The 22449-nt window shown below is 73.7% G+C and carries 18 protein-coding genes; 12 read left to right on the top strand and 6 right to left on the bottom strand.

The genetic code is table 11. From position 1 onward, the window contains the following. Window positions 1-4: 4 nt before the first annotated feature. Together TBIS_RS12730 and TBIS_RS12725 are read right to left on the bottom strand one after the other, a co-directional pair. A complete protein-coding gene (locus TBIS_RS12730; RefSeq protein ID WP_013132804.1) occupies window positions 5-721 on the bottom strand; it encodes a DUF4328 domain-containing protein in 717 nt (238 codons plus the stop codon). A 98-nt stretch (window positions 722-819) separates the two neighbouring features. Next, entirely contained in the window at window positions 820-2028 is a 1209-nt protein-coding gene (locus tag TBIS_RS12725) for a pyridoxal phosphate-dependent aminotransferase (protein WP_013132803.1), read from the bottom strand. 98 nt (window positions 2029-2126) lie between these two features. Between TBIS_RS12725 and TBIS_RS12720 the strand changes: the two genes are divergently transcribed. Next, the gene (locus TBIS_RS12720) at window positions 2127-3143 is read left to right on the top strand and encodes a LysR family transcriptional regulator (protein WP_013132802.1); all 1017 of its coding nucleotides are present in this window, start codon (window positions 2127-2129) and stop codon (window positions 3141-3143) included. On the opposite strand, the gene TBIS_RS12715 is transcribed toward TBIS_RS12720, so the two are convergent. Further along, complete coding sequence (locus TBIS_RS12715) at window positions 3108-4178, bottom strand: baeRF2 domain-containing protein (protein WP_013132801.1); 1071 nt, start codon at window positions 4176-4178, stop codon at window positions 3108-3110. The two genes, TBIS_RS12720 and TBIS_RS12715, sit on opposite strands and share 36 nt — an antisense overlap. Before the next feature lie 205 nt (window positions 4179-4383). Continuing rightward, the gene (locus TBIS_RS12710) at window positions 4384-4803 is read right to left on the bottom strand and encodes a DUF2795 domain-containing protein (protein WP_013132800.1); all 420 of its coding nucleotides are present in this window, start codon (window positions 4801-4803) and stop codon (window positions 4384-4386) included. Window positions 4804-5011: 208 nt separating this feature from the next. Here TBIS_RS12710 and TBIS_RS12705 point away from each other — a divergent pair, with 208 nt between their 5' ends. From TBIS_RS12705 to TBIS_RS12675, 7 genes are all read left to right on the top strand, one after another. Continuing rightward, on the top strand, window positions 5012-5470 hold the full coding sequence (locus TBIS_RS12705; RefSeq protein ID WP_083785270.1) for a GNAT family N-acetyltransferase: 459 nt from the start codon (window positions 5012-5014) through the stop codon (window positions 5468-5470). Between the two features lie 586 nt (window positions 5471-6056). Beyond that, the gene (locus tag TBIS_RS12700) at window positions 6057-6971 is read left to right on the top strand and encodes a sirohydrochlorin chelatase (RefSeq protein ID WP_013132798.1); all 915 of its coding nucleotides are present in this window, start codon (window positions 6057-6059) and stop codon (window positions 6969-6971) included. A gap of 9 nt (window positions 6972-6980) precedes the next feature. Next, a complete protein-coding gene (cobT, locus tag TBIS_RS12695) occupies window positions 6981-8063 on the top strand; it encodes a nicotinate-nucleotide--dimethylbenzimidazole phosphoribosyltransferase (RefSeq protein WP_013132797.1) in 1083 nt (360 codons plus the stop codon). Window positions 8064-8162: 99 nt separating this feature from the next. Continuing rightward, window positions 8163-9395 (top strand): uroporphyrinogen-III C-methyltransferase, encoded by a 1233-nt coding sequence (gene cobA, locus TBIS_RS12690; protein ID WP_013132796.1) that lies wholly within the window; start codon window positions 8163-8165, stop codon window positions 9393-9395. Between the two features lie 59 nt (window positions 9396-9454). Continuing rightward, entirely contained in the window at window positions 9455-11518 is a 2064-nt protein-coding gene (locus TBIS_RS12685; RefSeq protein ID WP_013132795.1) for a GTPase, read from the top strand. A gap of 73 nt (window positions 11519-11591) precedes the next feature. Continuing rightward, window positions 11592-13220: a GTPase family protein gene (locus tag TBIS_RS12680; protein WP_013132794.1), complete on the top strand. Its 1629-nt coding sequence runs from the start codon at window positions 11592-11594 to the stop codon at window positions 13218-13220. A 369-nt stretch (window positions 13221-13589) separates the two neighbouring features. Continuing rightward, window positions 13590-14162: a single-stranded DNA-binding protein gene (locus TBIS_RS12675; RefSeq protein WP_013132793.1), complete on the top strand. Its 573-nt coding sequence runs from the start codon at window positions 13590-13592 to the stop codon at window positions 14160-14162. 133 nt (window positions 14163-14295) lie between these two features. Here the strand turns inward: TBIS_RS12675 and TBIS_RS12670 are convergent, their stop codons facing one another. Next, window positions 14296-15690: a purine-cytosine permease family protein gene (locus TBIS_RS12670; protein ID WP_273371950.1), complete on the bottom strand. Its 1395-nt coding sequence runs from the start codon at window positions 15688-15690 to the stop codon at window positions 14296-14298. An 85-nt stretch (window positions 15691-15775) separates the two neighbouring features. Next, the gene (locus TBIS_RS12665) at window positions 15776-16225 is read right to left on the bottom strand and encodes a nucleoside deaminase (protein ID WP_013132791.1); all 450 of its coding nucleotides are present in this window, start codon (window positions 16223-16225) and stop codon (window positions 15776-15778) included. 287 nt (window positions 16226-16512) lie between these two features. On the opposite strand from TBIS_RS12665, the gene TBIS_RS12660 reads away from it, so the two are divergent. The 4 genes from TBIS_RS12660 (at window position 16513) to ettA (ending at window position 22411) form a co-directional block, all read left to right on the top strand. Continuing rightward, a complete protein-coding gene (locus tag TBIS_RS12660; RefSeq protein WP_013132790.1) occupies window positions 16513-18087 on the top strand; it encodes a PucR family transcriptional regulator in 1575 nt (524 codons plus the stop codon). 97 nt (window positions 18088-18184) lie between these two features. Then, window positions 18185-18826 carry a nucleoside/nucleotide kinase family protein gene (locus tag TBIS_RS12655; protein ID WP_013132789.1) on the top strand — a complete coding sequence of 214 codons (642 nt, stop codon included), beginning with the start codon at window positions 18185-18187 and terminating at the stop codon, window positions 18824-18826. Window positions 18827-19434: 608 nt separating this feature from the next. Then, window positions 19435-20736: a GGDEF domain-containing protein gene (locus TBIS_RS12650; RefSeq protein WP_148231524.1), complete on the top strand. Its 1302-nt coding sequence runs from the start codon at window positions 19435-19437 to the stop codon at window positions 20734-20736. A 10-nt stretch (window positions 20737-20746) separates the two neighbouring features. Further along, window positions 20747-22411, top strand: coding sequence for an energy-dependent translational throttle protein EttA (ettA, locus tag TBIS_RS12645; protein WP_013132787.1), 1665 nt, complete (start codon window positions 20747-20749; stop codon window positions 22409-22411). Window positions 22412-22449 lie beyond the last annotated feature (38 nt).

Raw genomic sequence — 22449 nt, 5'->3', positions numbered from 1 at the left:
CGGCTCAGGCGCCGGTGCCCATCGGCCGCCGGTGGCCGGCCAACCGCCCGTGGCCCGTGGCCGGTGCCGCGCCCGCGCCATGCCGGCGGATCCACCGGCCGCTCCCGGGCACGCGGCCCTCGCACCGCTCGGTGATCTCGCGGACCGCGGCCGCGCACAGGACGGCGGCGATCGCGACCGAGCCCAGGGTGGTCAGATCCACCCCGGTCAGCTCCCGGTCCACCCGGGCCGGCCGGAAGAACACCACGGCGAGCGCGGCGAGCCAGCTCAGCCACCAGCACCCGAGCAGCACCAGCCAACCGGCCCGGCCGGCTCGCCCAGGGTGGCCGGGGCGGCCGTCCGCGGCGGCATCGCGCCAGGCCCGGTCCATGAGGAAGGGCGGCGCCACCAGGTTCACCACCGGCAGCAGCCACACCGCGGCCAGCGCCACAGCCGGGGTGCCGGGCCGTACCCGCCGCAGCCAGGCGAGGAGGGCCGCCCCGGCCCCGGCGGCCGACACCGCGACCGCGATCACCAGGAGCGCGAAGACGGTGACCTCCCCCAGGAGCTGGTGCGCCCCGGGCGCGGTCGGGTCCCCGCCGATCGCGGCGAACCGCCGGGCGAGCCGGTGGCCCCTCGTCTCCTCGAAGACGGCGAGCCCGGCCACGGCGACCACCAGGGCCGCCAGGGCGGTGTAGACGACGGTCGCCGATCGGCTCACCGGTGACCACGCGGACCGCATCGTGAATCTCCCCCCGCTACGACCCACGATTCACTCCTATCCCGGGAGCATCCTGCTCAATCAGCGGGCCGCGGCGGGGCCAGGCGCACCGGCGCGGATCACAGGCGCGCCAGCGCCTCCTCCAGGTGCTCCAGGCCGGCCGCGATCCAGGGCAGCCGGAGCGGGTCGGCCGCGTGGAGCGCGGCCAGGCGCTGCTCGTCCGTCTCCCCGTACAGCAGGCTGGTCGCCACCCGCACCCGCGGGGCGGTGGGGGAGTCCCCGAAGGCCGTTCCCGGCAGTACGGCGATGCCGTACCGATCGAGGAGCGTCGCGGCGAGCTCCTCCGGGCCGGGGAAGCCGTCGATCTCCGGATAGAGGTAGAAGCCGCCCTGGGGCGGGGGCACGCGCGCGCCCGCCTTCGCGAACCGCGCGGCGACCGCCCGCGCCACGATCCCGTGCAGCCGGCGGCTCTCGGCGATCCGGCGGACCAGCTCGGGCGGCTCTCCGAAGGCGTAGGCGGCGGCGTGCTGCACGGGCGCCGTGGGGCTCGACCAGATCTCGCTGGCCACCGCGACCAGGCGCCGGTGCAGGCCGGGCGTGGGCAGGCGGGCGACCCCGATCCGCCAGCCGCCCAGGGCGAGGCTCTTGCTCAGGCCGGTGGTGACCACGGTGCGCTCGGGGGCGACCTCGGCCGGGCTGAGGAAGGCCGCCGCGGGGTCGTGCACCAGGTCGCGGTAGATCTCATCGGAGATGATGATCAGGTCGAGCTCGCGGGCGAGCTCGGCGAGCCGCCGCACGGTCTCCGGCCGCGCCAGCCGCCCGGTCGGGTTGTCCGGCAGGGTGAGCAGCAGGGACCGGACCGTCCGGCCCTCCGCCCGGGCCGCGGTGACGGCCGCCTCGACCCCGCCCGGATCGGGCGCCCCTCCCTCGCCGGGAGGCGGAGGGACCATGATCGGGCGCACCCCGGCGAGCTCCGCCTGCGCTGCGTAGCTGACCCAGCTCGGCCGGGGCAGCACGATGTCCCCGCCGAGGGCGAGCAGGATGCCGTACAGCAGGGGCTTGCTCCCGGGCCCGCACACGACCAGGCCGGGGTCCGCGAGGATGCCGCGCCGCGTCCAGTAGCCCGCCGCGGCCGTGCGCAGCGCGCGGGAGCCGGCGACCTCGCCGTAGCCGTTGCTCCCCGCGGCCTGGTGGAGCGCGTCCCGCAGCGCGGGGTGCACCGGCAGCCCCGCCTCCCCGAAGGCGAGGTTGAGGATCCGCTGCCCCGCGCGGCGTCTCCGCGCGACCTCCTCGTTCGCGGCAAGGGTGGCTGATATGGCGACGTCCATGACTTTTCCTCCGGCTAAGGTCGAGCCGGTTCTAGGCTGCTGCGCGCGGAAGCATCAGCACAAGCGTGGCTTTTCGACGCCGAGAATAAGGAAAACCGATGCTTGACATCCATCGGCTGGCGCTGCTGTGTGAGTTCGCCCGGCGGGGCAGCATCGCCGCCACGGCCAAGGCCCTCAGGTACAGCCCGTCGGCCGTCTCGCAGCAGCTCGCCACGCTCGAGCGCGAGGCCGGGGCCGTGCTGCTCGACCGGACCTCGCGCAGCGCCGAGCTGACCGACGCCGGGTGGCGCCTGGTCGAGCACGCCAAGCGGATCCTCGAGCTGGTGGAGGCGGCCGAGGCCGACCTCTCCGCCCACGCGGGCACCCCCTCCGGGCGGGTGGTGGTCACCGCCTTCCCCACCGGGGCCATGGCGTTCGCGCCCGCGCTCGCCCGGCTGCTGCGCCGCCACCGGGAGCTCTCCCTGCGGCTGCGGCAGAGCCGCTCCGGCCTGGCCCGGCGGGAGGTGGAGTCGGGCGAGGCGGACATCGCCGTGGTCGACGACTGGCGGCCGGAGCCGCCCGAGGAGCCCGCCCTGGCCGCCTTCCCCCTGCTGCGGGATCCGCTGGTGCTCGTCGTCCCCCGCCACCACCCCGTGGCGGACCCGGCCGTGCCCGTGGACCTCGCCGCCCTGCGGGACGAACCGTGGATGGTCACCCCGGAGGGCGAGCCCTCCCGCGCCGCCGTGGAACGGCTGCTCGCCCCCGTCGGCGGCACCCCGCCGATCGCCTGGGAGTTCGAAGGGCTGGCGACGATCCTCGGCCTGGTGGCGAAGGGCATCGGCATCGCCGCGGTGCCCGCGCTCACCCTCGCCGCCGGCCCGCGCGGGATCGCGGTGCGCCGGCTCCCCGGCGAGCCGATCGAGCGGGGCGTCTACGCGGTCACCCGGAGGTCGGCGGTCCGGCGGCCGTCGGTGGCGGCGATGCTCCGGGCGCTCACCGCCGCGGCCCGCTACCTCGCCGGCGACATCGGTCACCTCCGGTTCGCGCCCGCCGCGCCGCCGCATGCCCCGGCGGGCCCCTCCCCGGCGCCGGGGGAGGCGTCAGAAACGGAGCACGGCGGCCACCCCGTCGGGTGACTCGATCTCGTCGACGAACCACAGCTCGGCGTTGGTCGCGGCGATCGCCCGGGCGAGCGCCGCGTCGGCCCGATCCTCCACCGGGTCCGCCACGCCCCAGACCACCAGCTCGGACCGGTCCGTGGAGAGCTGGTCCGGTTCCGGCCCGATCCAGACGGTCGCGGTCGACGACGGCTCGTCCCGCAGCAGCACCGTCTGCACCCGCCGCTCCCGCAGCGCCCGCGCCGTCTCCTGCAGGCCGGTCGCGTACGGCCCGGCCGCGTAGGCCTCGAGCAGCTCGGCCTTGCGCCGGGCGTTCCACTCCGCGCACGCCCGCTCCACCTCGGCGCGGAAGTGGCAGCGCTCGGCCCCCGGGGCGCGGCTGCCGTGCTCCGCGATGGTGAGCCGCTTCTTCGACTCCTTGCCGAGGTGGTCGGCCACCAGGGCCCGGGCCTTGGGATCACCGGCGAGCACGATGAGCTCGGCGCCGATCGCGGCCGCCTCGCGGTCCACCGCCGCGGCGACCGCGGCCGCGTTGCGCCGCCAGGTCTCCTCGACCTCGCGCTCGAGGTTGTACTGCGCCCAGCCGCCCTCACCGGTCTTCTGGATCCGCCCCTCGGCGGCCTCCTCGATCAGCAGCTCCCGGCGCCGTCCCCCGGCCACGACGATCACGTCGCCGCCGGTGCGGTCGGCGAGCACCTCGAGGTGCGGCACCTCCTCCCGGCGCTGGGCGAGCAGCGGCATCACGTGGGGGAGCGGCGACCATCGCGCCGTCTCCCGCCGGGGCGGGACGGGCAAGGGCTCGCAGAGCACGATCTCGCCGCCCTCGGCGATGATCGCGAGCCCCGGTGAGCCGTGCACCGACTCCAGCACGTGCTCCTCGATGGGGCGGAGCACGGCGGCCGGCGCACCGGACGCGATCAGCCGTTCCTTGAGCGCGGCCCAGCGCCGCGGCAGGACGGTCACCACCGGCGCGGCGGTGCGGTCGGTGTCGAGGTAGACCGAGGCGAACGGCCCCGGGCGGTCGTACAGCGGCCGGATGAAGTCGAGTCTCACTGCTGTCTCCGGTCACGGCGTCCCGGTTCGCGTCCCTGCTGAGCTCCGTGCCGGCGCGCGGTGCGGGCACGCGGCCCCTCGCAGCGCCCATGGGGCGTCCCCCGCGCGCCGCTCTCGCACGGGTCTCGCGCTGGTTCCCGCGCGGGTTCTCGCGCGGCTTTCGCACGGCGTCCCGGCCAGTCGGCGGGCGGTGCGCCCGCCCCGGTCACGAGCGCTCGCGCTCCGTGCCGAGGCCGAGCGTCTCGGCGATCTCGCCGACGGTGTGGAACTCCACCTCGTCGGGGAGCCGCCGCACCGCGTCGACCACGCCGTCGGGTGCGTTCCTGCGCTCGGCGTGGGCGAGGATCCGCTCCTTGTCGGCCGGGAAGCCCGTATCGCTCAGCCATTTGGCGAGGGTGCTGCGGCGCTCCACGTCCGCGGGCGTGATACCGGGGGACGTGCCGGGCTCATGACCGGGCGGGTACCGGTGCGGCTCCAGCGCGTCCTCCCATTCGGCGGGCTCCTCCGGATCGCGCCAATCCTGGGCGCGGCTCGTGCCGGCGCCGCGGACCAGCCCCAGCGTCTCGCGTTTGTGCGATTCGTCGCGGATCCGCCCGTGTTTGGCGCTCCCCCGTTGCACGCCCATGGCGCCCACTCCCTTGGTCTAGGGTCACTTGACGACCTCCTACCCGGCTTGCCCGGCCCGAATCAGCCCGGGCGGCCGGGCAGGGTTCCCCGTACCCAACGGCGACCGAATGAGGTGATCATGTTCGACGAGCGACTGACCATCGGCACCGGGCGGCTCGTGCTCCTCCCGTACCCATCCGGCGGACGCCGGATGGGTACGGGAGGTCATCGCGGCGGGCGTCCAGGACACGGCCCTCCCGCCCGGGGCGCCCGAGGATCCCGCCGAGGTCGACCGCTGGCTCGCCGACGGGATCCACGAGTTGCCGCGGTCCGGCCAGGGCATCCACCTCGCCATGGCGACGCCGGACGGCATCGTCGGGTCGATCAGCGTGTACAACGCCGACCCGCAGACCGGCACGGCCGAGGTCGGGTACGGCGTGCACCCGGAGCACCGCGGGCGCGGGTACGCGACCGAGGCGCTGCGCGGGCTCGCCGGTCACCTGCTCGGCACCGGCGTGCTCAACAAGATCCGGCTCCGCGCGCGGCCTGACAACATCGCCTCGCTCCGGGTGGCGGAGAAGGCCGGCTTCGTCAAGGAAGGGGTGGAGCCCGGGGCCGAGGTGGACGAGGACGGCGTCCACGACCTGGTGGTGTTCGGTCTGGTCCGCGAGGACGCGCGGCCCTAGCGGCGCCCGGGCACGGCGGCGGCGGACCGGCTCCCGGGCATGCCGGCCGACCGGCTCCTGGACGTGGCGGCTGACCGGCCCCTGGACGTGGCGGCGGACCCGGTTCCCGGGCGTGGCGGCCGACCGTTCTCAGACATGGCGGCGCACCGGTCCGTGAGCATGGCGGCGGACCTGCTCCTGGGCACGGCCGGCGTACCGGTCCGGGGCACGGCTGCGATCGGCCCCGGGGGACCCTCTCCCGGGGCCGCGGCCGAGGCGGTACGGTTGGTGACCGCCGCCCGCCGGGACGGCCTCCGGCGCAGGCCGCCGCGCGCCGCCCTAAGGGGCGCCGGCCGTGAAGTGGCGACCGAATCGGCGGGAGGCGGAACGGAGAATCGGGATTCCCCCGCGTATCCCCCGGCTCATCCGTCCCGGTCGCCACCGCTTTTCCGTACTGTTCGGCATGGTGGACATGGAAATTTGGTCAACCAGTAAAGAATTGGCCCGTTTTCGGACCTCCCGGTCAAGTGACATCCAATGATTGGGTAGAAGGAACCCGCGCGGTCCCGATCACGTACTCGCTGGGTAGAGGCATGGGAGATCAGGTATGAAACCGCCGCTGCTGCTCATCGGCCACGGTGTCCAAGATGAGGCCGGAGTGGCCGAGTTCGGCAGGTTCGTCCATCGCCTCCGCTGCCGGCTTGACGGGGTGACCGCCGAGGTGACCGGTGGCTTCGCCGCGGGCGCCCGGCCACCGATCGGTGAATGCGTCGACTCCCTGGTCGCCCAGGGCCACCACCACGTGGTCGTGGTCCCGCTCAGCCTCACCGCCCATCGGCCCGCCTTGGGCGACGTCCCCGGCACCCTGGCCCTGGAACGGGAGCGCCACCCCGAGCTCGAATGCGATCTCGCCCGCCCGCTCGGCCCCGACCCGCGGGTGCTCTCCCTCCTCGCGGAGCGGCTCGCCGACGCCCAGGCCGAGATGCCGCGGTTCGTCAGCGGGGACGCCCCCGAGAAGATCAGCCCGGCCGAGACGGCGGTCGTCCTGGTCGGCCACGGCTCGGCCGACCCGGCGGCCAACGCCGAGGTGCACCGCGTCTCGCGGCTCTTCTGGGAGACCCACGCCTCGGACCTGCTCACGGTGGAGACCGCCTACGTCGCCGACGCCCGCCCCGGGGTGCCCGGCGGCCTGGAGCGCTGCCGCCGGCTCGGCGCGAAGCGCGTCATCGTCCTGCCGTACTTCCTCTTCGCCGGCGCCGTACTGGAGCGCATCTGGGCCCAGGCGCTCGCCTACGCCGCCAACCACGAAGGGCTCGACATCAGGTGCGCCGAGGTGATCGGGGACTGCGAAGGCCTCGCCGACCTGGTCATCGACCGGTACGAGGAGGCCCTCGCCGGCGCGGGCCAGGCCGTGACCGGCCAGGGGGCCCTCACCGCCGATCCCCGAGGGGAACGCCGCCCGATCACTCCGGAAACCGGGGGCGATACGCTCTCCTGGCCCGGTATGCGCAGTGCGGTGTGAAGGAGGAGCATGACCGTCCTCGAGGAGATGATCGGGGGGATCCGCCCGCTCGACCAGGGAGCGATGGCCGAGGCCCGGTCGCATCAGGACCGCCTCACCAAGCCCCGTGGCTCCCTCGGTGTCCTTGAGGACGTCGCGGTACGGCTCGCCGGGATGGCCGGCGCCTGTCCTCCGCCGCTGCCGGCGCCGGCGGCGCTCGCCATCTTCGCCGGCGACCACGGGGTGCACGCCCGCGGGGTCACCCCCTGGCCGCAGGAGGTCACCGCCCAGATGGTGGCGAACTTCGCCGCCGGAGGGGCGGTCGCCAACGCGTTCGCCAACCAGGTCGGCGCGTCGGTGACCGTCGTGGACGTGGGCGTGGCCGCCGACCTCCCCTCCGCCCCCGGCCTCCTCTCCCGCAAGGTCGCGTACGGCACGGCCGACCTCTCCCAGGGCCCGGCCATGACGCTGGAGCAGGCGGCCCAGGCCCTGGCCACCGGCCGCGAGATCGCCCGCGACCTGGTGGCCGCCGGGCACCGGTGCCTGATCACCGGGGACATGGGGATCGCGAACACCACCGCCTCGGCGGCGCTGATCGCCGCGTTCACCGGTGAGGACCCGGCCCGCGTCACCGGGCGCGGCACCGGCATCGACGACGCGACGCACCGCCACAAGATCGATGTGGTACGGCAGGCCCTCGAGGTGAACGGGCTCGGGGCGGGAGCCGTACCCGAGGGGCCGGAGGCGGCGCTGCGGGCGCTCGCCGCGGTCGGCGGGCTGGAGCACGCGGCGATCGCCGGGTTCATCCTCGGCGGCGCCGCCGCACGGGTCCCGGTCATCCTCGACGGGGTGATCGCCGGCGCGGCCGCCCTCGCCGCGGCCGGGCTCGCCCCCCGGGCGATCGACTACTGCCTCGCCGGCCATCGCTCGGCCGAGCCGGGACACGCCACCGCGCTCGCCGCCCTGGGCCTGCGCCCGCTCGTGGACCTGGAGCTCCGCCTCGGCGAGGGAACCGGCGGGCTCCTCGCCCACCCGCTGGTCTGCGCGGCCGCCCGGGTCATGCACGAGGTCGCGACCTTCGACTCGGCAGGGGTGTCGGAGAAGAACTCCTGACTGGGTGATCACACTCCGCCAACCCTGGGTGACCGTGCGGCGCAGCAGGTAGTTTGCCTTCTAACAAGGTGACCTTGACACGCTAGGGAGACTGGGGTCATGGCGCCCTATCTGCTCGGCCTCCGCCTCGAGGGACGGCGGATCCTCGTCGTGGGCGGCGGACGCGTCGCCCAGCGGCGGGTCCCCGCGCTGCTCGACGCCGGTGCCCGCGTGACCATCGTCTCCCCGAGCGTGACCCCGGCCCTCGACGACCTCATCGCGGCCGGCCGGGTGGAGTGGGTGCGCCGCCCCTACCAGGTGGGCGATTGCGACGGCGCGTGGCTGGTGCACGCGTGCACCGACCGGCGCGAGGTGAACGCCGCGGTGGCCGCCGAGGCCGAGGCGAAGCGGATCTGGTGCGTGCGCGCGGACGACCGGGAGGCCTCAGCGGCCTGGACCCCCGCGACCGGCCGGGTCGGCGAGGTGAGCGTCGCGGTCACCGCGGGGGGCGATCCCCGCCGCGCCGCGGGCATTCGTGACGTCGTCGTGGGCGCCCTCCGCGACGGCACGATCGACGCCCGGCGCCACCGGGCCAAGCCGGTCGGGGTCGCCCTGGTCGGCGGAGGCCCCGGCGACCCCGGTTTGATCACGGTCTGGGGCCGGCAGCTCCTCGCCCAGGCCGACGTGGTGATCGCCGACCGCCTCGCCCCGCGGGCCCTGCTCGACGAGCTCGCCCCGGACGTCGAGCTCATCGACGCGGCCAAGGTCCCGTACGGCCGCGCCCTCCCGCAGGAGAAGATCAACGAGCTGCTCGTCGACCGGGCCCGGAAGGGCAAGTTCGTGGTCCGGCTGAAGGGCGGCGACCCGTTCGTCTTCGGCCGCGGCGCGGAGGAGCTGCTCGCCTGCGCCCGGGCGGGGATTCCGGTCACCGTGGTGCCCGGGGTGACGAGCGCGGTCGCGGTCCCGGCGGCGGCCGGCGTGCCGGTCACGCACCGCGGGCTGGCCCAGGACTTCCACGTCATCTCGGTCCACGTTCCACCGGGTGATCCCAGGTCCACGGTGGACTGGGCCGGATTGGCAAGATCAAAGGGAACGCTGATACTTCTGATGGGCGTCGAGCGGATCAGTCAGGTCGCCGACACCCTGCGGCAATACGGACGTTCACCGGATACTCCCGTAATGGTGGTACAGGACGGTACGCTTCCCACCCAGCGATCTGTCCGCGCGACGCTGTCCACGGTGGCGGAGCGGGTGGCCGCAGTCGGGATACGGCCGCCGGCGGTCGTGATCGTCGGCGATGTCGTCAACGTCGGCCAGGAGATCGAGTCAGTGCGAGCGGAGCGGGTCCCGTGAAGTCGGCAGCCAGGGACATTCCGGAGCGGGGGCCTATCGTCGAGCCGTCCGGCGGTCCGATGACGGATCAGCCGCCGGCCGAACGCCCCGAGAGCCCGGAGGAGCGGACGATCGCGTTCCCGGCCGTCCGCGATGCGGAACCGGCCCCGGTCGCCGGCTCCCCGGCTGCGGACGGCGCACCCGCCCAGGCCACCGGAGCGGACGACCGCGAGGCAGCGGAGGCGCCGCCCGCCGGTGAGCGCGACGCCGTACCGCCCGGAGCGGAAGACGGCGGGGACGCCGCCGGAACCGGGACGCCGGACGCGGCGGAGCAGCCGGCCGCGGAGGCGGAGGACAGCGGTGCGACGCCGCAGCCCGAGGCGGGGGAGAGCGGTGCGACGCCGCAGCCGGAGGCGGGGGAGGCGCGGGAGCAGGACGCGGGGCAGACCGGCGCGGACGGCGTCCGGGTGCGCGAAGAGGCGCTGCCCTCGGAGGTCTCGGCCGCGCTGACCAACGCCCTCGCCGAGCTCCGCGCCGCGGTGCAGGCGCTGCACTTCGGTCTCGACATGCCCGGCGCCGAGGAGGCGCGCAAGGCGCAGGCGGCGCTGCTCGCGCAGATCGACAACTACGTGATCCCCCGGGTGCGGTACAGCACGGCACCCGCGCTCATCGTCGTCGCCGGGTCCACGGGGGCCGGGAAGTCCACCCTGGTCAACACCATCGCGGGGAAGCGCGTGGCGGTCACCGGGGTGCGCCGGCCGACCACCTCGATCCCCGTGCTCGTGTGCCACCCCGACGACCACGACTGGTACGCGCGCGGCGAGCTGCTCAGCGGGGTGCCCAAGTACGAGGGGCAGCAGGCGGACGCCGGTCCGGATGGGATCATACTCGCCTCTTCCGATCAGCTGCCCCGGGGAATCGCCCTGCTCGACACGCCCGACATCGACTCCGTGGTCGAGCAGAACCACGAGATCGCGCACCGGATGCTCGACGCGGCCGACCTGTGGATGTTCGTCACCACGGCCGCCCGGTACGCCGACGCGCCCTCGTGGGGCCTGCTGCGCCGGGCCAAGGAGCGGAACGCGCGCCTGATCATCGTCGTCTCCCGGGTGCCGGCGAAGTCCCGGGACGTGATCCTCAAGCACTACGGCCGGATGCTCGACGAGTACGGCCTCGGCGACGTCGAGCGCTTCGTGATCCACGAGACCACGGTGCGGGACGGGCGGCTGGCGGACGAGGAGATCGCCGACCTGCGGGCGTGGCTCTCCGAGTTCTCCGCCGACGACCGGCGCCGTGAGGCCGCGGTCAAGGCGACGCTCAACGGCGTGTTCAACAGCTTCAAGTCGCGGCTGCCCGCACTCGCCCGGCACCTGGAGGCCCAGGTGGCGCTCCGGGCCGACCTGCGCGCGGACGTGGACGCGGCCTACATGGGGGCGATCGCCGAGATCGACGAGGCCACCCGGAACGGATCGCTGCTGCAGGGCGAGGCGCTGGCGCGCTGGCAGGACTTCGCCGGCTCCGGCGACCTGATGCGGACGATCCAGCTCCGCCGCGGCGGCAAGGGCCGGCAGCGGAGCCCGGAACGGCTGCAGGCGCTGCGGTCGGCGATGGCCAAGGCGCTCGAAGCGGTGATCCTCTCCGCCGCGCAGCGCGCCACCGAGGAGGTCGCCCAGCGGTGGGGGCAGCGGGCCGGCGTCGGCGACCGGCTCGTCACCCCGGCGCTCGGCCGGCCCGCGGATGACTTCGCGGAGCGGACCTCGGCGTCGGTCGCCGCGTGGCAGGACTACGTCACCGAGCTCATGCGGACCGAGGGCGTGGCGAAGCGATCGGTCGCCAAGATCGTCTCGTTCGACATCGATTCGCTCGCGCTCATCTTCATGGTCGGCCTGCTCGGCTACGGCACCAGCGACGTCGCGGACGGCAAGGGCGCGCTGCCGCAACGCCTGCTGCGCAGGTTGCTCGGGGCCGAGTCACTGCGCAACATAAGCGCCAAGGCCCGCAGCGACCTGCGGGCCAGGATCCGCCTGCTCTTCGACGAGGAGATGCTCCGCTACGTAGACGCGCTCGACAGCGCCGGGATCCCGGACGAGGCCGCCGCCACCCGGCTGTACCAGGCTACGTACAACCTCGAGGCCGCCCGATGATCCACTCGATCATGACGCCGATCACGACATCGCGCGCCATCGGGTGCGCCCCCGGCACGACGGTGGAGGGCAGATGAGCGTGGCAGACACCACGACGCGGTACGGGCTCGGCTACCGGCTCGCCGCCCTCGCCAAGGTCGTGGAGCTCGGCCAGGGCCGGTTGGACCCCGCCCTGCTCGCCGAGGCGGGCCGCCTGCTCGCGCGCGCCGGGGACCGGCTCCAGCTCTCCCCGCAGCACACGGTCGTGGCGCTGGCCGGGGGAACGGGCAGCGGGAAGTCCTCGCTGTTCAACGCGGTATCCAAGCTCGACCTCTCGCCCACCGGGGTCCGCCGGCCGACCACCGCCCGCACCCACGCCTGTGTCTGGGGGATGGACGGCGCCGGCCCGCTGCTCGACTGGCTTCAGATCCAGTGGCGGCACCGGTTCGCCCGGGCGAGCGCGCTCGACAAGGGCGAGGAGCGGCTCCACGGGCTCATCCTCCTCGACCTGCCCGACCACGACTCGATCCGGGCGCTCACCGACCACGAGGCACACCGGCTGATCCAGGCCGCGGACCTGATCGTGTGGGTGCTCGACCCGCAGAAGTACGCCGACGCCTCGATCCACCAGCGGTACGTCACCGAGCTCGCCGGGCACGACGCCGTCACGGTCTTCGTGCTGAACCAGTGCGACCGGCTCAGCCCGGAGGAGCAGGCCGAGTGCCTGGCGGACCTGCGGGACCTGCTCAAGCGGGAGGGCCTCGCCAACCCGCGGGTGATCGCCACCTCCGCGGTCACCGGCCAGGGCATCGCCGAGCTGACGGACGTGCTCGCCGAGGCGGTCGCCTCCCGCCGCGCGGCCTACGAGCGCCTGGAGGCCGACCTCGATCAGCTCACGCCGCGGCTCGCCAAGGAGCTCTCCGGCGCCCGGCCCGTGGAACCGGAGGTGGACGCGGCCCGGCGCGGCGCCCTCACCGACGCGCTCTGCGACGCGGTCGGCGTCTCCGCGATCGGGGAGACCATGGAGAACCTGTACGGCGTGCGCTCGATCGAGTGGGTCGGCTGGCCGTACGCCCGGTGGGCGGCGAAGCTCCGGCCCGACCCGGTGAGCAGCCTGCGCCTGGGCAACCTGCGGGAGGAGCTGCGCTCCCTGGTGGGGAGCTCGGTGGGCGCGCAGCCCGCGGAGGTCGAGCGGGCCGTGGAGAACCTCACCGAGGCGGTCACCGACGGCATGCCCGACGCCTGGCGCGCCGGGGTGCGCGAGGTGGCGCGGTCGCGGTCGGCCGAGCTGCCCGAGGCGCTCTCCCGGGAGCTCTCCTCGCTCACCCCGCCGCTCGACCGGGTGCCCCGCTGGTGGTGGCTGCTGAAGGTCTGGCAGTACGCGCTGGTGGCGGTGTTCGTCGCCGGCCTCGGCCTGATCGGCGCGATCCTCGCGTACGGCGTGTTCGAGGTGGCCCGGCCGCCGTCCCCGTTCTTCTCGGACGTCAGCCTGCTGCCGTGGCTGGGGCTGATCGTGGTGTGCGTCCTCGGGCTCGGCCTGCTCTCCGCCGTGGCGAGCAAGAACTTCGTGGTGCTCGAGGCGGGCAAGGAGCGGGAGCGCATGGAGCGGGAGATGCGCCGCCGCGTGGCCGACCTCGCGCAGCGCATGGTCATCGAACCGGTGGAGCAGGAGCTGCGGCGGTACAACGAGTTCTTCGAGGCGTTCGGCTCCGTGCGGCGTTAGCACCCGCTGCGTGCAGCGCTGGCCCTCGTTCCATGTGGTGCTAGCGCCTGCTCTGTGTGCCGTTAGCGTCCGCTTCGTGGCGCTGGCACCCGTTCCATGTGGCGTTAGGCCCGCTCCGTGTGGCGTTGGTGCCTGCTTCGTTTGGCGTTGGCACCCCTTTCCATGCGGCGCTGGCACCCGTCCGTGCCGCCTGGCCCGTTCGGCCGCGCCGCGGCCGGCCGGCCACAGCGGCACGCGGATGTCCATTCCGTGCGGTGAGCGCCCACGGATATCCACAGAACGCGGTTCCGGCGTCGTGCCGGAGGGCGCGGCGCGCCAGTGTGTCTCCAGGGCCCGGCGGGGGTCCGGGCCCGCGGGAGGCGCATGTTCATGAGCGACGTCTACGTCACCCTGAGCGGCAACGTCACGGACGAGCCGCGGCAGTACCGGTTCAGCGACGGATCGCGGGTCACCTCGATCCGGGTGGCCGTCAACCGGCGGGTGCTCGACCCGCAGACCAACACCTGGCAGACCAAGGACACGACGTTCTACACGGTCCGCTGCTACCGCGGGCTCGCCGACCACGTCCACCAGTCCATCCGGAAGGGGCAGCCCGTCCTCGTGTACGGCAAGCTGCGGATCAAACAGTTCGAGCGCGACGGCGAACCCCGGTTCTGGGCCGAGGTGGAGGCGAGTTCCGTCGGCCACGACCTGAAGTGGGGCATCGCCACGTTCGAGAAACCGGCCCGCGCCCTGGCCCCTGCCGAGCCGAACGACGAGGAACGGCGGGCCATGGAGGACGCCACGCGGGAGTGGGAGCTGATCGACGGCCGCGGCTCCCGGGCGCCGGGGACCGGAGCCGAGGACGGCCCGGATCCAGGGCGTTCCGCCGGACCGGCAGCCGGCGCGGCCGGCGAGGCGGACATCGGGGGAGCGGAGGATGCGGAGCCGATGGCCGCGTGAGCGGAGCGCCGCACGTTCCGCCGTGGCGAGCACCGCTGCGGGTGGCGGGCGGTCATGGCGAGGGCCCGGCGCGGCGGCCGCCGCGCCGGGCCCCGGGTGCGGGGTGTCGCACCGGTCTGTTACGCGCCGTCTCCTACCGGCTCTCCTGCCGGGCCTCCGCCGGCCTCGTGCCCGTCTCCGCCGGTGTCCGGTGCCCGCCGTCCCAGACCCGGCCGAGCACGGCGTACAACGTGCCCGCGACCAGCGAGCCCGCCAGCCAGGACAGGTCGATGTTGCCGAGCATCCTCGCGCCCGGCCCCTGCAGCAGCTCCGGGATCCCGTACGCGAAGCACCAGGATGCGGCGAGACCGCAGAGGAAGGAGACGAGCGCGCCCCAGCGGACGTCGCCCAGCCGCGACCTCCCCGGCGGGTCGTAGAGGGCGTCCACGTCGATCCGCTGACGCCGGAACCCGTAGTAGTGGACCGCCATCACCGTCGCCCACGGCGACACCCACATGATCAGGCCGGCCAGCCAGGCGTCGAGCGCGTGGGCGAAGTTGTCCTGGAACACCAGCACGATCGTGAAGGCCGTGGCGAAGACCCCCACGCCGTAGGCGACGGTCTTCCGCGACAGCTTCCAGTCGATCGTCAGCGCGCACAACGAGCAGCTGTAGATGTTGAGGATGTTGGTGGCGATCGGGCCGTGGATGACCAGGAGCAGCACCGGGATCGCCAGCGCGCCGAAGGCGTTCACGATGAGCTGACCGGGGTCGGCCTGCCGGCTGATCGTGGCGACCGTGGCGCCCAGGACGCCCAGCCAGATCACCGGGACGAACTGGCCGAGCGTGCTGGCGGCGTACAGCTTGAGCTTGGGCATGTCCCGGGGCACGAACCGGGAGTAGTCCGAGGCGTACGCCAGCCAGGTGATCCCCCAGCCGATCCCGATGGCGGTCATCACCGTGCTCATCGCGCTGATCCGCGCGCTCCCGGTCAGCCCGTCCCCGGCGTACCCCCAGTCCACGCCCAGCCGGGTCCAGGCGACCACGGTCATCGCGATCAGCACGAGGATCGTCGCCGGCACGGTGTACTTCTCGAACACCGCGATCGCCCGGAAACCGGAGGCGGCGATCAGCACCTGCGCGGCCATGACCACCAGGACGATGACGATCTTCAGCTCGACGCCGCCCCGGATGCCGATCTGCTGGAACAGCGCGAGCACCAGGTCGAGGATGATCCACGTGTTGATCGCGCACCAGCCGGCAGAGATGACGCCCTGGATGATCGCCGGCAGGTACGCGCCGCGCCGGCCGAACGCGCTGCGCGCCAGCACCATCTGGCTCACCCCGGTGCGCTGGCCCATCAGCACGAAGAAGCCGAACACGGACATGCCGATGACGTTGCCGATCACCAGCACCAGCACGGTGTCGGCGAGGCTCAAGCCCAGCACGATGCCGAGCGCGCCGAGTACCCAGTTGATCGGCGCGATGTTCGCACCAGCCCAGATCCAGAACTGGTGCATCGCGGTAGACACTCGTTGGGAGTCCGCCACCGGATCCAAGGCGTGCGCGCCGTGGGCGGCATCCGGGGGCGTGGTCAGCACGTGGCTCACGGGCCCTCCTCGTGGGGGGTGGGGGTCAGTCCTCCACGCCGATGTCCTCGTTCCAGAGCGCGGGATTGGCGGCGATGAACTCGCGCATCATCTGGACGCACTCGTCGAGGTCCAGCACGACGAGCTCCACACCGTGCTGGCGGAGCAGGCCCTCCGAGGCGGTGAACGTACGGTTCTCGCCGATCACCACGCGGGGGATCCCGTACAGCAGGACCGCGCCCGCGCAGAGATGGCACGGCGACAACGTCGTATAGAGCGTCGACTTGCGGTACACCCGGGCGGGCAGACGTCCCGCGTTCTCCAGGCAGTCGGTCTCCCCGTGCCGGATCGCGCTGCCCTCCTGCACCCGCCGGTTGCGCCCGACGCCGAGCACCTCGCCATCCGCCACCAGCGCCGCGCCGATCGGGATCCCGCCCTCGGACAGGCCGATGCGGGCCTGCTCGATCGCCAGACGCATGTACCGGTCGTCGCTCACAGGTACGTCCTCCTCGTCGAGTCCAAACCGTCAGCGAAGTGGCCCTGGATGTCGCCCGATGGTCCGTGGCGCGGGCGGAACCCGACAAGGGGCATTCCGTCAAGCCATGAAGCCTTTCGATGGACAGAACGTCCAGGCGACTTGACACTGAACGTGTGCCAGCACGCCATCCGTCCGGATCGCCGGCCCCCTCCCGCGCGGAAGAGGCCGCCCCGCCCACCGGGCGCCCGCCGGCCGGACCGGAGGCGGCCGCGCGCCGCAGGGGCGACCAACCCGTGAGCCGGAAGATGACGGGGCACGCGACCCGCCGGACCCTTCCCACCCTCGCCGAGGTGCTCGCGTTGCCCGAGTTCGCCGCGGCGGCGCCCGAGGTGGTGCACGGCGACCCCGCGAGCTGCGTGATCCGCTGGGTGCACTCCTCCGAGGTCTACGAGATGGGCTCGCTGCTGCAAGGCGGCGAGCTGCTGCTCACCACCGGCCTCGGGCTGCACGGGCACAGCCGGCGCGCCCAGGCCGCCTACGTGGACGCGCTCGCCGACGCGGGACTGAGCGCGCTCGCCCTGGAGCTGGGCCGCACCTTCGGGGAGATACCCGCTCCGGTGCTCGAGGCGGCCCGCCGCAGAGACCTGCCGCTCATCGCCCTCCACCGGGTCGTGCCCTTCGTCACCCTGGTCGAGGCCTTCCACGAGCTGCTGCTCCGGCGCCGGGTCGCCTCGCTGCGGCGCGGGGAGCTGATCTGGCAGGAGCTGCTCGGTGCGGTGCTGGACCGGCGCGGCCTGCCCGAACTGCTCGCCGCCGTGGCCGCACTCGCCGGCTGCCCCGCCCACCTGGTCGCCACGGACGGCCGCCTGGTGGCCTCGGCCACCCCCGACGGCCCCGTGGCCGCATCCGGTCGGCTCGACCCCGAAGGCCGCGGCTGGCTCGCCCACCCGGTGTCGGTGCACGGCCAGCTCTGGGGCACCCTGCTGCTCGCGGGCCGCCGTACCGCCCGGCGCGCGGCCGTGCTGGAGCGGGCCGCCACCGCCGTCGCCCTGGAGCTGCTGCGCACCGGAGACCTGGCGGACCGCGACCGGATGGCCCAGGCGCTCATCCAGGACCTGCTCTCCGGCCGCGCCATCCCGGCGGACGAGCTCACCGGCCGCGGGGAGCTGGCCGGGCTCTCCCTCACCCCGGGCAGGCCGGTGTTCGGCCTCGCGGTCGCGGTGGAGCGGCGGGCGTCGGCCCACGCGATCCGCGCCGAGGCGGCGGCCGCGATCCGGGCCGCCTTCGGCCCGTGCCTGGTCGCCGAGGTCGACCACGACGTGCTCGCGGTCGCGGCCGCGCCCGACGGGGAAGAGGAACTGCGCGCCCGGCTGGGGACCATCGCCGGCGAGCTGGGGCGCGGCCACGTCCTGCTGGCCGTGGCGGCCGGGGCGCCCGGGGAGGTGACCGCGCTCGGCAGGTCCCTCACCGAGGCCCGGGAGGCGGTGGGGATCGCCCGGCGACTGGGGGCCCGGAACCGGGTGCTCCTCAGCCGCGACGTCGGCGTGCACCGCCTGCTGGTGCGCCTAGACCGGGACGTCGAGCTGGGCTGGTTCCTCCGCGAGCAGCTCGGCCCGCTGCTCGACTACGACGCGGCCCACGGCACCGACCTGGTGCGCACCCTCGACGCCTACCTCGCCCACGGGCTGTCGAAGACCGGGGCGGCGGCCGCGCTCGGCATCCGCCGCCAGACCCTGTACAACCGGCTGGCCCGCATCGAGGCCGTGGTGGGCGTCCTCCCGCTGGCCGACCACGAGCGGCGCACCGCGCTCAGCCTGGCGCTGCTCGCCTGGCGGCTCCGCACCGGGCTCGACCCGACCAACCGGGCCTCGTCGCGGTGAGCGCGACAGGCCTCCACCCGCCGCCCGGCCGCCGATCCCCCGGCGCGTTCGGCGCGGCGGCTCGCCCATCATGGTCACCGGAGGAAGGAGACGACAGGTGCGCGTGACGCCTCGGGTGGAGTCGAGCTTCGACGCCCTGCTCGCGCGGGCGCGGGAGCTGGCCCGGCGGGGCACCCGGACGATCCTCGGCATCACCGGCCCGCCGGGGGCCGGCAAGTCCACCCTCGCCGAGCGGATCGTGATCGCGCTGAACGGCGACGCCTGCCTGGTGCCGATGGACGGCTTCCACCTGGCCAACGCCGAGCTGCTCCGGCTCGGCCGGCGCGACCGCAAGGGCGCCCACGACACCTTCGACGCCGCCGGATACGTGGCCCTGCTCCGCCGCCTGCGCGAGGAGCGGACCACCGTGTACGCCCCGCTGTTCCTCCGGGAGATCGAGGAGTCGATCGCGGGCGCCATCCCGGTCCCGCCCGAGACGCCCCTGGTGGTGACCGAGGGCAACTACCTGCTGCTGCGGATCGGGCACTGGGCCGCGGTGCGCGGCCTGCTCGACGAGGTCTGGTACTGCGACCCGGACGAGGACACCCGCATCGCCCGCCTCATCGCCCGGCACGAGGCGTGCGGAAAGTCACCCGAGGAGGCCCGGGCGTGGGCGCTCGGCAGCGACCAGCGCAACGCCGAGCTCATCGCCGGGACCCGCGACCAGGCCGACCTGCTGGTCCGGCTGCCCTGGGACTGACCCGCCCACGCTGGGGGAGGCGCCCTCCGGTTGGCGCGCGGTCACCGGTCCGCCCGCGCCGTACCCCGAGAGAGAGCAAAGCGCGGTGCGGTCCGCATCGCCGCCGGTGAGAGGGCGGATCCGGGCGGCTCGCAGACCGTCCCGATGGCAGGGGTAACCGGCCATCGAACACATCCCGCCGGGCACCTTGGGACCGGCTCGGCCGTCGGCCATCCGGGCCCGCGTAGCGTGCATATCGCGGGTCGCCCGGCGGTAGGGGACGACGCCGGCCATCGAACACATCCCGCCGGACACCCTGGGGCCGGTGAGGATGGCCTCCATCCGCGGCGCGAGAAGGACGCATCTCGCGGGCCGCCTCGGCGTAGGAGGGCGACGGCCATCCGCTACGGCGATCACTGACCCGAGACCCTGGGGTGAGGACGCTGGCCGTCCGGGACGCGCGGAGCAGGTCTGGCATGGCCCGCTCCGGCGGCCGTGGGGCGTCTCCGTACCTTCCTCAGGATGTGACGGCGGTCATACCGGGTATCGTCTCCCTGCCCAAAAGCACACTCCGCAACTATCGTGTTACGTATCGTAAGATACGTTCATGGGAGTCGTGGGGGGCGCGCATGACGGCTTCCGGCAACACCACCGCAAGAGCGCCACGGCGGGCGATAGGGGGACGGACCCGCTGGCCGCTTCTGGCCCAGTCCCGTGGTCTCGTCTCCTACCTGTGCGCGGTCGTCGTGGTCGACGTCGCCGCGATCGCCGCCGCCGCGACATCGACCCCGATCCGGCTCGCCGACGTCCTCACCTTCACCGCGCTCATTGCCGGGGGCACCGTCTGCATCGAGGCCACCCGCCGCCTCGGCATGCCGGCCGGGGTGACCCGGGACTTCCTCTCCGCCTGGTGGCTGCCCGCGGCGTTCCTCCTGCCGCCGCTCTACGCGCTGGCGGCGCCCATCCCGCTGCAGGTCCTGCTCCAGCTCCGGGTCAGGGCCACCGTCCTGTACCGCCGTGTGTTCAGCGCGGCCGCGATCAGCCTCTCCGCGGGCACCGCGTCGGTGCTCTTCCACCGATGGGCCGAGCCGTCCGAGCTGATCGGGGGCGAGGCGCGGGCGATCGCCGTGGCGGTGGCGTGCGCCGGCCTCTTCACCGTGCTGAACACCGCGCTCGTCGCGGTCGCCGCGCACGCGGCCGACCCCGAGGGCCGGTGGGCCGAGGTGCTGTGGGACCGGGAACGGCTCCTGCTCGACGTGGTCGAGCTCTGCCTCGGCGTCGTCGTCGCGGTGGTCTGCGGGATCGGGCTCGGGCTGCTGCCGCTCCTGCTGCCTCCCATCGTGCTCCTCCAGCGCACCCTGCTCCACGCCCAGCTCCAGGCCGCCGCGCGGACCGACCCGAAGACCGGCCTGCTCAACGCGTCCGCCTGGCAGCGCGAGGCCGACACCGAGATCGTCCGGGCGCAGCGGGCCGGCCAGACCCTCGCGGTCATCCTGGTCGACATCGATCACTTCAAGAAGGTCAACGACACCTATGGGCACCTCGTCGGCGACCAGGTCCTGATCCAGATGGCCCAGGTGCTCCGCAGCCAGGTCCGCGAGTACGACGTGGTGGGCAGGTTCGGCGGTGAGGAGTTCGTCGTGCTGCTGCCCGGCGCCGACCTGGACGAGGCGCGGCGGGTCGCCGAACGGCTGCGCACGCAGATCGGCAGGATGGTCGTCACCGCCGAGCAGGCGACGGTCACCGTGACGGTCTCCGCCGGTATCGCCGTCCTCAACCTGCACGGCGACGACCTGCTCGACCTGCTCGCCGCCGCGGACCTCGCCCTGTACCGCGCCAAGGAGCTGGGCCGGGACCGCATCTGCCTGCCCGCCACCCCTGTCATACCGCCTCAGGATGGGACGGGCGGTGCGGCCGGCGTCATCCCATAGGCTTGGAGGCATGCCGGAGTACATCTACACGATGCAGCGCGTGCGCAAAGCGCATGGCGACAAGGTTGTCCTCGACGACGTCACGCTGTCGTTCCTGCCCGGGGCCAAGATCGGCGTCCTGGGCCCGAACGGCACGGGCAAGTCGACGCTGCTCAGGATCATGGCGGGGCTCGAGCAGCCGTCCAACGGCGAGGCCCGGCTGATGCCCGGCTTCACCGTGGGCATCCTCGAGCAGGAGCCGAAGCTCGACCCGTCCAAGACTGTGCTCGGCAACGTAGAGGAAGGCGTCGCCGAGACCAAGGCGATGCTGGACCGGTTCAACGAGATCGCCGAGCGGCTCGCCACCGACTACAGCGACGAACTGCTCGAGGAGATGGGCCGGCTCCAGGACGAGCTCGACCGGCGCAACGCGTGGGACCTGGACAGCCAGCTCGAACAGGCCATGGACGCGCTCCGGTGCCCGCCGCCCGACGCCGACGTCACCAAGCTCTCCGGTGGTGAGCGCCGGCGCGTTGCCCTGTGCAAGCTGCTGCTCCGGCAGCCCGACCTGCTGCTCCTCGACGAGCCCACCAACCACCTGGACGCCGAGAGCGTCCAGTGGCTGGAGCAGCACCTGGAGAAGTACCCCGGCACCGTGCTCGCCGTCACCCACGACCGGTACTTCCTCGACAACGTCGCGAACTGGATCCTCGAGCTCGACCGCGGCCGCGCCTACCCCTACGAGGGGAACTACTCCACCTACCTCGAGACGAAGGCCGCCCGGCTCAAGATCGAGGGGCAGAAGGACGCCAAGCGGAAGAAGCGCCTCGAGGAAGAGCTCGCCTGGGTGCGCTCCAACCCCAAGGCCCGCCAGGCGAAGAGCCGCGCCCGGCTCAAGCGGTATGAGGAGATGGCCGCGGAGGCCGCCAAGTACCGCAAGCTCGACTTCGACGAGATCCAGATCCCGCCGGGCCCGCGGCTGGGCACGACGGTGATCCGCGCCGAGAACCTCACCAAGGGTTACGGCGACCGCCTGCTCATCGACAACCTCTCCTTCGACCTGCCGCGCAACGGCATCGTCGGCGTGATCGGCCCGAACGGCGTGGGCAAGACCACCCTGTTCCGCATGATCGTCGGTGCCGAGAAGCCGGACAGCGGCACGATCACCATCGGCGAGACCGTCCAGATCTCCTACGTCGACCAGAACCGGGCCGGCATCGACCCGCAGAAGACCGTCTGGGAGGTCGTCTCCGACGGGCTCGACTACATCAAGGTCGGCCAGGTGGAGATGCCGTCCCGGGCGTACGTCGCGGCGTTCGGGTTCAAGGGCCCCGACCAGCAGAAGCCGGCGGGGGTGCTCTCGGGCGGTGAGCGCAACCGGCTCAACCTCGCCCTCACGCTGAAGCAGGGCGGCAACGTGCTCCTGCTCGACGAGCCCACCAACGACCTCGACACCGAGACGCTCTCCAGCCTGGAGAACGCGCTGCTGGAGTTCCCCGGGTGTGCGGTGATCACCTCGCACGACCGGTGGTTCCTCGACCGGGTCGCCACCCACATCCTCGCCTGGGAGGGCGGCGCGAACTGGTTCTGGTTCGAGGGCAACTTCGCCGACTACGAGAAGAACAAGATCGAGCGGCTGGGGCCGGAGGCTGCCCGCCCGCACCGGGTCACCTACCGCAAGCTGACCCGCGACTGAGCGGAGTCAGGTCGTCGTGCACCGCGCCCCCCGCGGTG

It is taken from the genome of Thermobispora bispora DSM 43833 (genome assembly GCF_000092645.1).
GTDB classification, from domain to species: domain Bacteria; phylum Actinomycetota; class Actinomycetes; order Streptosporangiales; family Streptosporangiaceae; genus Thermobispora; species Thermobispora bispora.
The sequence above is the reverse complement of the archived record's forward strand: the minus strand, read 5'-3'. Positions and strand labels throughout refer to the sequence as shown.